Source organism: Pseudomonas sp. FSL R10-1339 (assembly GCF_009600545.1).
Taxonomy (GTDB): domain Bacteria; phylum Pseudomonadota; class Gammaproteobacteria; order Pseudomonadales; family Pseudomonadaceae; genus Aquipseudomonas; species Aquipseudomonas bubulae.
Genome location: NZ_WIVQ01000111.1, coordinates 1 through 14,912, shown reverse-complemented (window position 1 = coordinate 14,912; position 14,912 = coordinate 1). Strand labels below are relative to the sequence as shown.

Here is a 14,912-nt window from a genome sequence, read left to right as displayed (position 1 = left end):
CTGGCTCATGACGCACTCGGGGCAGGTGGTGAGGCTGTATTTCAGCATACTTGGAGACTTGTTCGGAGTTTCCCTAGTGCGGTGTTATATATCTATCTTGTATTAGGTGGGATCCTACAAGACAGTTGGAAGTGCCTTACTTATTGTTTGAAAGTTAGCTGTTAGTTTAGTTGCTTCTTACTTCGGTGTGTGGGGATGGGTAAAAGTCAGCTAATGGCTTTCGCTTTTATTTCCTTGGGGTATGAATAAGTGTCGGGATTTAAACTTAAACTAAATCTTCAGTTTATTAAACAATTGTTGTAATGCATTTTTGTAGGGGGTGTTTGATGGGTGTTGCAATGAAGTCTGCCAAGTCTGCTTTGGCGTCTATGGTGTTGCTGGCTTGTTCGGCATCAGTTGCCAGTGCTGCGGGAGCAGGATCGGGTACTGTCACGTTTAGCGGTGAAATTTTGGAGTCGGCCTGCTCCATTACACCTGAAAGTGTGGATCAACCTGTTCCGCTGGGTTCGGTGTCCAAATCTCAGCTGAATAATGGTGGCATCGGTACCAAGCAATATTTCAACATCGAGTTGACCGGTTGTTCATTGACCGGTCTCACCGACAATACAGTCAAGGCCACCTTTACCGGTACGGGGGCGACAGCAGTGCCAGGAGCATTGGCCCTGAACGGCGTTGCCGGTGCGGGCATCCTTCTGACCGAGTTCGACGGTACCGCCATAACGCTGGGTACTGCAACCCGCCCGAAAGGTATTACGGCGGGTAGCAATACGCTGACCTTTGGTGCTCAGTTGAAAGGTCAAACATCTACAACCACTACTGTAGGTACAGGTACTTTTACTGCTGTTACGAACTTCGCGCTGGCATATCAGTAGGTTGTCCGGTTGCCCTGTTGTAGGAAGTTCGACAGCAGGGCAATTGCAGGTGGGAGTTTCCTGTGAAAGCACTCTCGATTTCAGTAGTGGTTACTTCGTTCTTTGTGTTTATAACGTTGGGTTTCGGTGTGTGTACTGCACTAGCAAGTCAGGGGGGTGGGCGCGTAACACTTGAAGGGCAAATTGTTGATTCTGCGTGTGCACTTGATGCGAGTAGCGCTTATCAACTCGTTGAATTCGACCCTTTGCCCATGGGGCAACTTATTCGTCAGGGTCAATCTTTGCCAAAGATATTCACATTGCGTTTAATTAAATGCTCATTGGCCAGGCCTGACTCTTTTCGTCCAGGCAGTTACTTGCCTGACTGGCAGCATGTAAGGGTGACGTTTGATGGCCTGGCGGATGCCAGCGGGCGCTTGTTTGCCATTGGCGGAGCGGCCCGGGGGTTGGCCCTGCGTATTGCCGATACCCAAGGGCAGGAAAGCATCCCGGGAGTACCCATGCCCCTGGCGCCTCTGACCGGAGCGGACCAGGAGCTGCATTACACCCTTCAACTGGTTGGCAATGGTCGTCCTGTAGCGGTTGGTTCTCACCGAACTGCGGTGCGTTTCCGCCTGGAGTATTTCTGAATGTACGGGCTGTTTACCGGGCGGGATCTCTCAGCCGCCCAAATGATACTGCGCACCGGCGTGTTGAGCGGATTGATGTCGCTGGGCGCTGAGGTATGGGCCGGGGATGAGATTCAGTTCAATACCGATATTCTGGACCTCAGCGATCGTACCAATATCGACTTGTCCCAATTTTCTCGCAGCGGTTTTATCTTGCCTGGCGTTTATCCGCTGCAGGTGCAGGTCAACTCGCAATGGCTGCCTGAGCAGCGCATAGCTTTTTACCCTCCTGACGATGACCCCAAAGGTAGCCAGGCCTGCCTGTCGACCGAGCTGGTTGAGCAACTGGGGCTCAAGCCTGAAATGCAAGCTCGGCTCGGCTGGTGGAAGAGCGGCGAGTGCCTGCATATCAATAGCCTGGCGGGCATGGAAGTCAGTGGCGATCTGGCGACCTCTAGCCTGCATATTTCCGTGCCGCAAGCCTATCTGGAGTACAACGCCCGGAACTGGGATCCGCCTTCCCGGTGGGACAACGGCGTGCCGGGCGTTCTGATGGATTACAACCTCACGGCCAAGTCCAGCGGGCGGAAGGGCTCAGCCCGTCAAACCGACTTGAGCGGCAATGGCACGTTCGGCGCAAACGCGGGCCCCTGGCGCTTGTGTGCAGACTGGCAGGGCCGTATCGAAGACGAAAGTTACAGTCGTGCGCGACGGCTGGAGTGGAGCCGCTTTTATGCCTATCGAGCGCTGCCTGCCATTCAGGCGCGTCTGACTCTGGGAGAAAACTACCTGTATTCGAACGTGTTCGACAGCTTCCGTTTTACCGGCGTTGCACTCAACTCGGATGACAACCAGTTGCCGCCCAATTTGCGTGGCTATGCACCGGAAGTTGTCGGCGTTGCCAAAACCAATGCCAGGGTCATTATCAACCAGCAAGGCCGTGTGCTTTATGAAGCGCTGGTTGCAGCGGGCCCTTTTCGTATTCGGGATCTGAATGATGCCGTAACCGGGACCCTGGAGGTGCGCGTCGAAGAGCAGGACGGCAGCGTCACCACCTTCCAGGTTGAGTCGGCCAACATTCCCTACCTGACGCGTCCCGGCACTGTGCGTTACAAACTGGCCAGCGGTCGACCGTCTTCTCTTCACAACGGAGGGCAGGGCGACGTCTTCGGTGCAGGCGAATTCTCCTGGGGCGTAAGCAATGGCTGGTCCCTGTATGGCGGTGGTCTCAGTGACAATAATTACACGGCGCTTTCTGTAGGGGTGGGGCGCGACCTGCTGGCCTTGGGAGCGATCTCATTCGATGTGACCCGGGCCAGCGCCAAGCTGCAGGGCACGTCCTTGTCGGGCGATTCCTTTCAGTTGAGCTATTCGAAAAACTTCGACCAGTACGACAGTCAGGTCACCTTTGCGGGTTACCGTTTTTCCCAAAAAAACTACATGAGCATGAGCGAGTACCTGAATGCGCGTCATTACGGTGGTCCGGTGGGGGGCAGCAAGTCGCTTTACACTGCGACAGTCAACAAGCAGTTTCGGGATATGGGGCTTACCGCTTATCTGAGCTACAGCAACCAGTCCTATTGGGATCGTCCGAGCGGTGAGCGATGGAACTTGTCCCTGGCGCGCTATTTCAGTGTGGGCTCGATAAGAAACATGAGCCTTTCCCTGAGCGCTTTCCGTAATCAGGAGAAAAACCAGCACAGTGGCATCTCCAGCAACCACACCGGTATGTACCTGTCAGTCAGCCTGCCGATGGGTCGCTCCGGGACGCTCACCAGCAGCGTCAACAGTAGCTCTCAGGGCCAAAATAACTATTCCACGAACTACAGTGACCGGCTCGATCAGCGCAACAGCTATCAACTGTCGGCAAGCAACACCTCGGTTAGCGGGTACCTGAACCATGCCGGTGATCAGGCGGATGTCTCCGTCAGCGCTGCCCTGCAAGAGAACAGCTACAACAGCCTCACCCTGTCTGCTCGTGGTGGCGGCACACTGACGCCATACGGTGGCGCAGGGCATCGAACTGCGGGTACGGGCGGTACCCGGTTGATGATCGATACCGGTGGAGTACCTGGCGTGCCGATCCGGGGCTATGGCAGCCCGACGCGCAGCAATGCCTTCGGCAAGGCAGTTGTCTCGGATGTCGGCAGCTTTACGCGCACTGCGGCCAGTGTCGATCTGGAAAGCTTGCCGGCCGATGTGGAGGCGACAGAGTCCATGACCCAGTTGACCCTGACAGAGGGCGCCATCGGTTATCGCACGCTGGAAGTGATTGCCGGGCTCAAGGCCATGGCTGTGTTGAGCCTGCCTGATGGCAGCGTCCCGCCGTTCGGCGCCATGGTGAAAAACGAAAAACAGCAGGGCACCGGCATCGTCAATGATGCTGGCAGCGTCTACCTCAGTGGTATTCAGCCCGGTGGGCGGATGATAGTCAGTTGGGGTGGTGCCGAGCGTTGCACCTTTGTATTGCCTGAAGATTTACCGGTCGACGGGTTGGCTTCCACCCTCAGTCTGTCCTGCCAGGGGGTCGCAGCGGACAAGACCATGCCCGCGTCAGCCTCTCTGGGCAGGATTGTTGATAACGAGAAAAAGTCATGAAAATTAAAACGTTCAGTTGCGCGTACTCGTCGCTTGTCCTCCTGATGCTGTCGCAGACCGGCAACGTCAATGCCGCCATTGGTCTTGATCGAACCCGGGTCGTGTTTGATGGCAGCAAGGATGCCGCCAGCATGACCATCACCAACAACAACACCCAGTTGCCTTATCTGGCCCAGGGCTGGATCGAGGATGAGCAAGGCAACAAGATCACCTCGCCGCTGATCGTGTTGCCACCGGTCCAGCGCCTGGAGCCCGGTAAAAAAAGCCAGGTGAAAGTTCAGGCGTTGCCTGCGGTCAAGTCGCTGCCCCAAGACCGGGAGACCGTCTATTACTTCAATTTGCGCGAAATTCCGCCCCGTAGCGACAAGGCCAACAGCCTGCAGATCGCCCTGCAGACCCGCATCAAGCTTTTTTATCGTCCGGCTTCGATAGTGCCGAGCCAGCAGGAACGCTCTGACCCCTGGCAGAAACAACTGATCCTGACCCGTGAGGCCGATGACTTTCAAGTCAATAATCCTACCCCGTACTACATCACGCTGATCGATGCCCGCAGCAGCAAAGAGGGCAAAACCTCTCCCGGTTTTGAGCCGCTGATGGTGCCGCCAAAAGGCACGCTCAAGCTGGGCGTGAGTGCGGCGGCACTGGGTAGCAAACCCTGGCTGACCTATGTAAATGATTACGGAGGCCGCCCGGCACTGGCGTTCAGTTGCACTGGCAACACCTGCAAGGTGGACGCGAATGTGTCTGCGGCCGATGACTAGTGCGCGCCTCAGAAGAGGCGTCATGAAACCTTGTACGGTGACGGCCCTGAGTGCCTTGTTGCTGACGCTGCATGCCGCTCAGGGCCAGGCCGAGATTCAAGGGATGAATGGAGTTCTGGATATTTCGGGCTCACTGATCAATTCCCCTTGCGTCCTGGACATGGCCTCGGCAGACCAGGCCGTGGACCTTGGAAATGTGCCCCGCAGCCAATTGATGCGCCCGGGCGATATGGCATCGCCCGTGGTTTTGCAGTTGCGCTTTGTCGATTGCATGCGCGCATCCGGCAGCCTCCTGAATGAGCGCACGGGCAATCTGGTGTGGAGTGCCTATCAGCCGGTGGTGTCCGTCGCTTTTCTGGCGCCTTCCGATAAGGATGATCCGCGTTTGGTCAAAGTTCAGGGTGTCACCGGCATGGGCCTGCGCCTGACCGATGCCCTTGGCCGGGATGTGCGTTTGGGCGCTCGTGGAGAGCCTTTGTTTCTGGCGCATGGCAGCGACACCCTGACGTGGCAGGTGCAACCCACGCGCACTGCCACAGCACTGAGCAATGGCGCGTTTCGGGCCCGGGTTGATTTCAGGCTTATTTATGAGTGAGGGCGCAACGATGATCAGGTCGGTAACTTCGCGTTTTGCAATCACTTGCTATTGTCTGTGTCTGTCTCTTGGCCAGAGTGTTACGGCGCGTACCTCGGAGGTGGCCGTGAATGTGAGTGGGGTAATCCTTGCGCCTGCGCCTTGCATTGTTAATGGCAACAACACGCTCACTGTCCCTTTCGGCAGCAATCTGGTAGCTGCACAGATCGATGGGGTCAATTATCGCAAGCAGGTGCCTTATACAGTGACGTGCGGGCCGCAGCCAACCAATGACATGACAATAGAGTTGCAGGGGGGTGGAGCCAGTTTTGATCGCGCGTTGTTGATGACCAGTAAAAGTAATCTCGGGATCAAGTTCCTGGTGGGGGGTGCAACCTGGTCCCTTAACAGTCCCGTTAATTTTACATACCCAACTTTGCCTCAAATGGAAGCGGTGCTGGTGGCAAAACCGGGTAGCACTCTTGCGGGAGGAGCTTTTTCGGCTTCCGCAACGATAGTCATATCACTGCGCTGAGAAGTAAAGGCAGATGAGGCAGCGACAATAAACTGACGTGTTTGCACTGCGTATCATTGATCACCTTTGGTGTGGAAAATACTATAGTTGTTGACTTGGACTCTTAACCTGATCTGGATGGATTTGTGGCGGTGTTTATATTTGCGCTGGATGCCCCCAAGACGCGTGTCGAGGTAAAACTACATACAGGATCAAAAGTCGTGAATATTATGAGGTGTTTTGCTGGCGTATTTTTTTTGCTGTTTGCACAAGTTGCTTTTGCTGTTCATTGCCAAACGGATGACCGGGTCTGGAGGGATATGAGAGCAGAAACTCTTATTATCTACACTGACGTAAAACTGGATGCGGAAAATAGCAGGGTTACTATGAAAAGTGCTGTGCCGACCGTGTGCAGGCATAATTTCCCGGTGACGTTTCCTCTTAGTTATCGGGAGTGGATAGCTTCAACCTCTGATACGTTTAATCAGGCTCCAAAATTTTCTGCTTTCTCCTCCGGGATGATTGTTGGCGGGAACGAATACCCTTGGCCTTTGGGGCCTGGCAGGTACCTTGCCGAAGGCTCTAGAGGTGGACCTAACTATTTTTTCTGGCTTGGTATGTATCTCAAACTTTCTTCAAGTCCAGGCTTGAACATTAAAATTGACGCGGGTGATGTGATCGGTAACTTTCATTTTTTCAAGCTGTATAATTTCACCCATGCTTCGTATGCGCCATTTTCGATGTACGTTCAAATCAGGGCACGCAACAGTTTGGACACAACACCACCTGTTCCAGCGGAGTGTGCTATCAATGATAACAGGCCCGTTAATGTTGATTTTGGTTCTGTGGATCCCGCGGCCATCGGAATAAGTGCGAGCACTTCACTTGCCCGGAAAACGGTCGGCGTAAAATTTGTGTGTGACAGGGCTCTTCAAAGCGCCAGGCTTAAACTGGTGGCAACGCCTTCTATATTCAGTGCTGAAGGTTTTGTATCGGGCAAGCCTGATATAGCCATCGCCATGATTCGTAAAAGTGATGATGCAATTATTTTACCGTCTTCCGGGCTCAGTTATTATGTCTATTTGATCAACGGTGAAACAACGGAGGAATATACTTTTTCTCTTTTTCGTAAACGTGGCACTTTTCCACCTGCCGGCCCTTTTGCTGGGAGCGGTACTCTTGTGGTGGAGTTTCCTTGACTCGCCAAGTAAGAGCCATCCCATCGGCTGCAAAATAAAAGCTGCAACAGCACAAGGGGGAAGGATTCTCCCTTATTGGCAATGAACGGCGTTTTTTCCTGGTTTCAGCCCTGCTGCGCTCATCGGCACTACAAGGATTCGCACACCCTGCAAGCCTTCCATATGGCCATTTGCCAAAGTTGGAAGGTTTCTTGCAGTGGCAGGCTCCACGGCGCATATGGCGTCAAAAGTTTGCTAAAGGTTTGCCGCAATGTCATTGGATCGCTCTCAGTTAATCAACACCGCTCGCAGCGGTCTGGCCGGCCTGGGTCAGGGACAGTTGGGTGTGCCGCTGTTGTTGCTGGTGATGCTGGCAATGATGATGTTGCCGATCCCCGCCTTTTTGCTGGATGTGTTTTTTACCTTCAATATCGCGCTGTCCATCGTGGTGTTGCTGGTGTGCGTCTACGCCTTGCGGCCGCTGGATTTTGCCGTGTTCCCCACCATCCTGCTGGTGGCCACGCTGATGCGCCTGGCGCTCAACGTGGCCTCCACCCGGGTGGTGATGCTCCACGGTCAGGAGGGCCACGCCGCCGCGGGCAAGGTGATCCAGGCCTTCGGCGAGGTGGTGATCGGCGGCAACTACGTGGTGGGCATCGTGGTGTTTGCGATCCTGATGATCATCAACTTCGTGGTCGTGACCAAGGGCGCCGGGCGCATCTCGGAAGTGAGTGCGCGCTTCACCCTCGACGCCATGCCCGGCAAGCAGATGGCCATTGACGCCGACCTGAATGCCGGACTGATCGACCAGAATCAGGCCAAGATGCGCCGTCAGGAAGTCGCCCAGGAAGCCGAGTTCTATGGCTCGATGGACGGTGCCAGCAAATTCGTGCGCGGTGATGCCATCGCCGGTCTGTTGATCCTGTTTATCAACCTGATCGGCGGCATGGCAGTTGGGATTTTCCAGCACGGCATGAGCTTCAGCGAAGCCGGCAAGGTGTACGCCTTGCTCACCATTGGTGACGGTTTGGTGGCGCAATTGCCGTCCCTGTTGCTGTCCACGGCTGCCGCGATCATGGTGACCCGTGCTTCGGGCTCCGAAGACATGGGCAAGCAGATCAACCGGCAGATGTTTACCTCACCCAAGGCGCTGGCTGTCTCGGCAGGCATCATGGCCATCATGGGCATCGTGCCCGGCATGCCGCATTTCTCCTTCCTGAGCCTGGCTGCAGTCGCCGGTGGTGCGGCGTACCTGATGTGGAAAAAACAGAACGTGGTCAAGGTCCAGGCCCTGGCAGAGGTCAAGCGCCAGCAGGAGCTGCTGCCTTCGCCAGCCCGCGCCCAGGAAACCAAGGAGCTGGGCTGGGATGACGTTACCCCCATCGACATGATCGGGCTTGAGGTCGGTTATCGCCTGATCCCGTTGGTGGATCGCAACCAGGGTGGCCAGTTACTGGCGCGGATCAAGGGGGTGCGCAAGAAGCTGTCCCAGGACCTGGGCTTTCTGATGCCCACCGTGCATATCCGTGACAATCTCGACCTGGCCCCCAGCGCCTATCGCCTGACCCTGATGGGAGTGATTCTGGCGGAGGCCGAAATCTATCCGGACCGCGAGATGGCGATCAATCCGGGGCAGGTATTTGGCACGCTTAACGGGATTACCACCAAAGACCCGGCCTTTGGTCTGGAAGCGGTGTGGATCGAGGTCAGCCAGCGCAGCCAGGCGCAGTCACTGGGCTATACCGTAGTGGACGCCAGTACCGTAGTGGCAACGCACCTTAACCAGATCCTGTACAAACACTCCCATGAGTTGATTGGTCATGAAGAAGTTCAGCAGTTGATGCATCTGCTGGCCAAGTCCTCGCCCAAACTGGCCGAAGAACTGGTGCCGGGGGTGTTGAGCCTGTCGCAATTGCTCAAGGTGCTGCAGGCCTTGTTGGCCGAACAGGTGCCAGTGCGGGATATCCGCAGTATTGCCGAAGCCGTCGCCAACAATGCTCATAAGAGTCAAGATACTGCCGCTTTGGTTGCCGCCGTACGCGTGGGCTTGTCTCGTGCCATCGTGCAAAGCATTGTAGGCGTTGACTCCGAGCTGCCTGTTATCACCCTGGAGCCCAGGTTGGAACAAATATTGCTCAATAGTTTGCAGAAGGCCGGACAAGGCCAGGAAGAGGGCGTTTTGCTGGAGCCCAGCATGGCAGAGAAGCTCCAGCGCTCGTTGATCGACGCTGCTCAGCGTCAGGAGATGCAAGGCAATCCGGTCATCTTGTTGGTGGCAGGCCCGGTACGCGCGATGCTGTCGCGCTTTGGCCGTCTGGCGGTGCCCAACCTGCATGTACTGGCTTACCAGGAAATCCCTGACAACAAGCAGGTCACGATCGTTGCGACAGTAGGCCCTAACGGCTGAGGGTTTGGTTTATGCAAGTGAAGCGATTTTTCGCCGCCGATATGCGTCAGGCCATGAAGCTGATTCGTGATGAGTTGGGGGCTGACGCCGCCATTATTGGCAACCGCCGGATTGCCGGGGGCGTTGAGTTGACCGCGGCCCTGGACTACAAGCTGTCCGCGCTGGCACCCCGGGTGCCGAACATTGAGCTGGAAGAAGAGCTGCGCAAGACCCAGTCGCGGATTGTTTCGGCCCAGGCCGAGTTGAGCTTGCGCGGTGAAGGCGAGGCCGGCGATAACCGCCAGCTGTTTGCCGGTTTGCCGCTCACGGCTGCCGAGCCATTGATTGAGCCGACCCTGGAAGAACCGCCGCGCCCTGCGCCGGCGCCCGCGGCACCGACGATCGATCAGCGTGCATTCGACAATATGCGCCATGAACTCAACGGTTTGCGCGAGTTGCTGGAAGTGCAACTGGGCTCGCTGGCCTGGAGCCAGTTGCAGGACGCCAAGCCCGCGCAGGCCAACTTGTGGCGCCGTTTGCAGCGCATCGGTTTGTCCGGGCCGTTGTCCCGTGATCTGCTGGCGCAGGTGGCCGGTATCGAAGAGCCACGCCAGGCGTGGCGGATGTTGCTGGCGCACCTGGCGCGGATGATTGCCACGCCGGAGCTGGAGCCGCTGGAAGAGGGTGGCGTAATCGCCATGGTGGGGCCCGCCGGGATGGGTAAAACCACCACCCTGGCCAAGCTGGCGGCCCGTTATGTGCTCAAGTACGGCGCGCAGAATATCGCCTTGGTGAGCATGGACAGTTTCCGTATTGGCGCCCAGGAACAACTCAAGACCCTGGGGCGCATCTTGAATGTGCCGGTAACCCATGTTGCCCCCGGCCAGTCGCTGGGCCAGACCCTTGAACCGCTGGTGCGCAAGCGCGTGGTGCTGGTCGATACCGCGGGCCTGCAAGCCAGCGACCCGGCGTTGCGCCTGCAGCTCGAAAGCCTGGCGGGGCGCGGAATCAAGGCCAGGAATTATCTGGTGTTGGCCACTACCAGCCAGAAGCAGGTGCTGACGGCCGCTTACCTCAGTTACAAGCGTTGCGGGCTGGCCGGTTGCATCCTCACCAAACTGGATGAAACCGCGAGCCTGGGCGAAGTGTTGAGCCTGGCGATCAGTCACGAGCTGCCGGTGGCTTACCTCACCGACGGCCCGCGGATCCCGGACGATCTTCATCTGCCGCGGCGTCACCAGCTGGTGAGCCGCGCAGTGAGTGTGCAAATGCAGGAAGAACCCAGCGAAGAGGCCATGGCCGATATGTTCGCTGATATCTACCACAGCCCACCCAAGCGGGTCGGCTGAGGTAGTCAAGATTACGTTGAAATGTACCTACATCGGCTGGTCTGAAGGTTTTGTTCCGCAGGGGAACGAGCAGCCAACGCATGTAGCCGCGTCTAAGTAAGACAAGGTAAAGAAAGATCATGGGCAGCATGCATCCCGTACAGGTGATCGCAGTGACCGGCGGCAAGGGTGGCGTCGGTAAAACTAACGTGTCAGTCAACTTGTCCATCGCATTGGCCGAGCTGGGCAGGCGCGTTCTGTTGATGGACGCGGACCTTGGGCTGGCGAACGTCGATGTTTTGCTGGGCTTGACCCCAAATTTCACCCTGGCCGATGTGGTCGAGGGGCGTTGCGAGCTGCGCGACGTATTGCTCCAGGGGCCCGGCGGGATCCGCATCGTGCCGGCGGCCTCGGGCACCCAGAGCATGGTGCACCTGAGCCCGGCGCAGCATGCCGGTCTGATCCAGGCCTTCAGCGACCTGGGCGACAACCTCGATGTGCTGGTGATCGACACCGCCGCCGGGATTGGCGAGTCGGTGGTCAGCTTTGTCCGCGCAGCCCAGGAAGTGCTGCTGGTGGTGTGCGACGAGCCGACCTCGATCACCGACGCCTATGCGTTGATCAAGTTGCTCAACCGCGATTACGGCATGAACCGCTTCCGCGTGCTGGCCAATATGGCGCAAAGCCCGCAGGAAGGGCGCAATCTGTTCGCCAAGCTGACCAAGGTTACCGACCGTTTCCTCGATGTGGCCCTGCAATATGTGGGCGCCGTGCCTTACGACGAATGCGTGCGCAAGGCCGTGCAAAAACAGCGCGCCGTCTACGAAGCGTTTCCGCGCTCCAAGTGCTCGCTGGCGTTCAAGGCCATCGCGCAAAAAGTTGACACCTGGCCGTTGCCAGCCAACCCGAGGGGGCATCTTGAGTTCTTTGTCGAACGCCTGGTGCAGCAGGCAGGGGGGCGCTTTTAATGACGGCCAGCGGTTATCGCATGTACAGCAAGTCATCCCGTGACAGCCAGTACGAGCTGATCGAGCGCTACGCGCCCCTGGTCAAGCGCATTGCCTACCACCTGCTGGCGCGTTTGCCGGCCAGCGTGCAGGTGGATGACCTGATCCAGGCCGGGATGATCGGCCTGCTCGAAGTTTCGGGCAAATACGACGCCAGCAAGGGCGCGAGTTTCGAGACCTATGCCGGCATCCGTATCCGTGGCGCGATGCTCGATGAAGTGCGCAAGGGCGACTGGGCACCGCGTTCGGTACACCGCAATACCCGCATGGTCAGTGACGCCATTCGGGTAATTGAAGCAAAAACCGGTTGTGACGCTAAAGATCATGAAGTTGCGGCCGAACTCCAGTTAAGCCTTGATGATTATTACGCCATCTTGAATGACACCCTGGGCAGCCGCCTGTTCAGTTTCGACGATCTGTTGCAGGACGGCGAACACGAAGGGTTGCATGAAGATGGCGCGAGTGCCCACACGGAGCCGTCGCGCGACCTTGAAGATGAACGCTTTCAGGCCGCGCTGGCCGATGCGATCGCCCATTTGCCCGAGCGTGAACGGTTGGTGCTGGCGCTGTACTACGACGAAGAACTGAACCTCAAGGAAATCGGCGAAGTGCTGGGGGTCAGCGAGTCCCGGGTCAGCCAGCTGCACAGCCAGTGCGCGGCACGCTTGCGGGCTCGCCTGGGGCAGTGGCGCGCGCACTAGGGCCCTTGATACCTGTGGGAGCGGGCTTGCCCGCGATGGGATCGACACGGTGAATCAGACAGACCGCGTCGACCCCATCGCGGGCAAGCCCGCTCCCACAGTCGATTAGGCGTGTTTGAAAACGAATTGATTGAATGGCGTGCCCTGCACATGGGTGCGTTAAAGACTGCTTGGAGGTCGAATTGGACAAGAACATGAAAATCCTCATCGTTGATGACTTTTCAACGATGCGGCGGATCATTAAAAACCTGTTGCGTGACCTGGGGTTCACCAACACGGTCGAGGCGGACGACGGCACCACCGCGTTACCGATCCTCAACCTGGGGCACATCGACTTTCTGGTGACGGACTGGAACATGCCGGGCATGACCGGCATCGAGTTGCTGCGCCATGTGCGTGCCGACGAAAAACTCAAGCACTTGCCGGTGCTGATGGTGACCGCCGAGGCCAAGCGCGAGCAGATTATCGAAGCGGCCCAGGCCGGTGTTAATGGATATGTAGTCAAGCCGTTCACCGCTATCGCACTCAAAGACAAAATCGAAAAGATCTTTGAACGCATCGGTTGAGCGGTTGCCTTGGGGGCACTATGGAGCATAAAGATTGCACACAGGCCGATTTTGAATCGACCCTGAAAAAACATGCCCACGAATTGGTCGAAAGCCTTGAACGAGGCCAGTTTGGCGATGCCGTGCAGTTGATTCACGAGCTCAACCAGACCCGTGACCGCGGGCTGTATCGTGAAGTCGGCAAGCTGACCCGCGAACTGCACAGCGCCATTGTCAATTTCCATATTGATCCAGGCATGCCGCAAGCCGAAGAGGTGTCGCAGATCACGGATGCCACCGAACGTTTGGCTTATGTTGTGAAACTCACGGAAGCGGCGGCCAACCGGACCATGGACCTGGTGGAAAACAGCACGCCACTGGTCAATGGCCTGGGTCAGGAAGCCAAAGAACTGAGCGCGGATTGGGGGCGTTTTATGCGCCGTGAAATCGGTGCCGAAGAGTTTCGCGAGCTGGCGCGTCGGATTGACAGTTTTTTGACGCTCAGCGAAACGCAAAACACCATCGTGTCCGCCAATCTGACTGATATTTTGCTGGCTCAGGATTTCCAGGACCTGACCGGTCAGGTGATCAAGCGGGTGACGCAACTGGTCACGGACGTGGAGAGCAATTTGCTCAAGCTGGTGCTGATGGCCAGCCAGGTCGATCGCTTTGCCGGGATCGAGCACGACCGCGATGCATTGCGCGCTGAAAATAATTTGCAAAAAAACCAGGCCAAGGGTGAAGGTCCGCAGATTCATGCCGATACACGTAATGACGTCGTATCCGGTCAGGATGATGTTGACGATTTGTTGTCCAGTCTGGGTTTTTAGGACTTGAAGAGGCGTGCGGGCGCTGTTGCCCGGCGTCGAAGAGCCTATTTCAAGGAGCACCTACATGAGCTTCGGCGCCGATGAAGAAATCCTTCAGGATTTCCTGGTTGAAGCCGGCGAAATTCTGGAGTTGTTGTCCGAACAACTGGTCGAGCTGGAAAGCCGACCGGATGATGCGGATCTGCTCAATGCCATTTTTCGCGGTTTTCACACTGTAAAAGGGGGCGCCGGCTTCCTGCAGCTCCATGAGTTGGTGGAGTGCTGTCACATCGCCGAAAACGTCTTCGACATCCTGCGCAAGGGTGAGCGCAGCGTTGACGCGGAGCTGATGGATGTGGTGCTTGAGGCCCTGGATGCGGTCAATGGCATGTTCAGCGAAGTGCGCGAGCGCAGCCCGATCACTGCCGCGACTCCCGAGTTGCTGGCGGCCCTGGCGCGCCTGGCCGAGCCTGCTGCTGTGCAAGCAGCGGTTGTTGCAGTGCCTGAACCGGTGGTTGAAGCCCCGGTGACCGATATCACCGACAGCGAGTTCGAGCAGTTGCTTGATTCCCTCGATGCGGTCAAGGCGGCCGCGGCCGAGCCTGAGGCGGTGGCCACAACACAAAGCACGACCAGCGACGAAATAAGCGACGCCGAGTTTGAATTGCTGCTCGACCAATTGCACGGCAAGGGCCAGTTTTCGATGGAAGCGGCGGTGGCCACTGTGGCCGACGAAGCGCCCGCCGTGGCCGCCGAAGTCAGCAATGAAATCACCGACGATGAATTCGAAGCCCTGCTTGATCAATTGCATGGCAAGGGTTCGTTCAATACCGATGGGCTGGACACCGCGACCGCGGCTCCTGCCGAGCCTGCGGTCACTGCCGTGGTGCCTGCGGGCGACCCTGACCTGATCAGCGATCACGAATTTGAAGCCCTGCTCGACCAGATGCACGGCAAAGGCAAATTCAGCGCCGACTCGGCAGCCGTGGTGGCTGCAGTTGCCCCGGCCAAGCCGGTAGCGGCGGCACGAC

Annotated in this window: 14 protein-coding genes; all 14 read left to right on the top strand. The window is 57.2% G+C overall.

Annotated elements, in window-relative coordinates; genetic code table 11:
• Positions 1-338: 338 nt before the first annotated feature.
• A complete protein-coding gene (locus tag GHO03_RS21495; protein WP_095002710.1) occupies positions 339-872 on the top strand; it encodes a fimbrial protein in 534 nt (177 codons plus the stop codon).
• A gap of 356 nt (positions 873-1,228) precedes the next feature.
• Positions 1,229-1,501 (top strand): fimbrial protein, encoded by a 273-nt coding sequence (locus GHO03_RS25620; RefSeq protein WP_232527673.1) that lies wholly within the window; start codon positions 1,229-1,231, stop codon positions 1,499-1,501.
• A gap of 42 nt (positions 1,502-1,543) precedes the next feature.
• Positions 1,544-4,078: an outer membrane usher protein gene (locus tag GHO03_RS21485; RefSeq protein ID WP_256668741.1), complete on the top strand. Its 2,535-nt coding sequence runs from the start codon at positions 1,544-1,546 to the stop codon at positions 4,076-4,078.
• A complete protein-coding gene (locus GHO03_RS21480; protein ID WP_095039309.1) occupies positions 4,075-4,839 on the top strand; it encodes a fimbria/pilus periplasmic chaperone in 765 nt (254 codons plus the stop codon). Before GHO03_RS21485 ends, GHO03_RS21480 begins: the two co-directional genes overlap by 4 nt.
• 22 nt (positions 4,840-4,861) lie before the next feature.
• Positions 4,862-5,434 (top strand): fimbrial protein, encoded by a 573-nt coding sequence (locus GHO03_RS21475; protein ID WP_095002598.1) that lies wholly within the window; start codon positions 4,862-4,864, stop codon positions 5,432-5,434.
• Positions 5,435-5,540: 106 nt separating this feature from the next.
• Complete coding sequence (locus GHO03_RS21470) at positions 5,541-5,948, top strand: fimbrial protein (RefSeq protein WP_238705503.1); 408 nt, start codon at positions 5,541-5,543, stop codon at positions 5,946-5,948.
• A 125-nt stretch (positions 5,949-6,073) separates the two neighbouring features.
• A complete protein-coding gene (locus tag GHO03_RS21465; protein WP_153400490.1) occupies positions 6,074-7,126 on the top strand; it encodes a fimbrial protein in 1,053 nt (350 codons plus the stop codon).
• Positions 7,127-7,382: 256 nt separating this feature from the next.
• A complete protein-coding gene (gene flhA / locus GHO03_RS21460) occupies positions 7,383-9,512 on the top strand; it encodes a flagellar biosynthesis protein FlhA (protein ID WP_153400492.1) in 2,130 nt (709 codons plus the stop codon).
• Between the two features lie 11 nt (positions 9,513-9,523).
• Positions 9,524-10,840 (top strand): flagellar biosynthesis protein FlhF, encoded by a 1,317-nt coding sequence (gene flhF / locus GHO03_RS21455; RefSeq protein WP_095002596.1) that lies wholly within the window; start codon positions 9,524-9,526, stop codon positions 10,838-10,840.
• Positions 10,841-10,959: 119 nt separating this feature from the next.
• Entirely contained in the window at positions 10,960-11,787 is an 828-nt protein-coding gene (fleN, locus tag GHO03_RS21450) for a flagellar synthesis regulator FleN (protein WP_153400489.1), read from the top strand.
• Positions 11,787-12,527 carry an RNA polymerase sigma factor FliA gene (gene fliA, locus GHO03_RS21445; protein WP_016781546.1) on the top strand — a complete coding sequence of 247 codons (741 nt, stop codon included), beginning with the start codon at positions 11,787-11,789 and terminating at the stop codon, positions 12,525-12,527. Before fleN ends, fliA begins: the two co-directional genes overlap by 1 nt.
• Positions 12,528-12,721: 194 nt before the next feature.
• The gene (locus tag GHO03_RS21440) at positions 12,722-13,093 is read left to right on the top strand and encodes a chemotaxis response regulator CheY (protein ID WP_162939305.1); all 372 of its coding nucleotides are present in this window, start codon (positions 12,722-12,724) and stop codon (positions 13,091-13,093) included.
• 20 nt (positions 13,094-13,113) lie between these two features.
• Positions 13,114-13,902 (top strand): protein phosphatase CheZ, encoded by a 789-nt coding sequence (locus GHO03_RS21435; protein WP_095018900.1) that lies wholly within the window; start codon positions 13,114-13,116, stop codon positions 13,900-13,902.
• A 64-nt stretch (positions 13,903-13,966) separates the two neighbouring features.
• The coding region (locus GHO03_RS21430) for an Hpt domain-containing protein (protein ID WP_178110346.1) at positions 13,967-14,912 on the top strand (946 nt) is incomplete at its 3' end.

Bases quoted from the DNA above. Each gene is read 5' to 3' on its own strand.
- GHO03_RS21495 (WP_095002710.1), top strand. From the start codon at position 339: ATGAAGTCTGCCAAGTCTGCTTTGGCGTCTATGGTGTTGCTGGCTTGT.
- GHO03_RS21485 (WP_256668741.1), top strand. From the start codon at position 1,544: ATGATACTGCGCACCGGCGTGTTGAGCGGATTGATGTCGCTGGGCGCT.
- GHO03_RS21480 (WP_095039309.1), top strand. From the start codon at position 4,075: ATGAAAATTAAAACGTTCAGTTGCGCGTACTCGTCGCTTGTCCTCCTG.
- GHO03_RS21475 (WP_095002598.1), top strand. From the start codon at position 4,862: ATGAAACCTTGTACGGTGACGGCCCTGAGTGCCTTGTTGCTGACGCTG.
- flhF (WP_095002596.1), top strand. From the start codon at position 9,524: ATGCAAGTGAAGCGATTTTTCGCCGCCGATATGCGTCAGGCCATGAAG.
- fleN (WP_153400489.1), top strand. From the start codon at position 10,960: ATGGGCAGCATGCATCCCGTACAGGTGATCGCAGTGACCGGCGGCAAG.
- fliA (WP_016781546.1), top strand. From the start codon at position 11,787: ATGACGGCCAGCGGTTATCGCATGTACAGCAAGTCATCCCGTGACAGC.
- GHO03_RS21440 (WP_162939305.1), top strand. From the start codon at position 12,722: ATGAAAATCCTCATCGTTGATGACTTTTCAACGATGCGGCGGATCATT.
- GHO03_RS21435 (WP_095018900.1), top strand. From the start codon at position 13,114: ATGGAGCATAAAGATTGCACACAGGCCGATTTTGAATCGACCCTGAAA.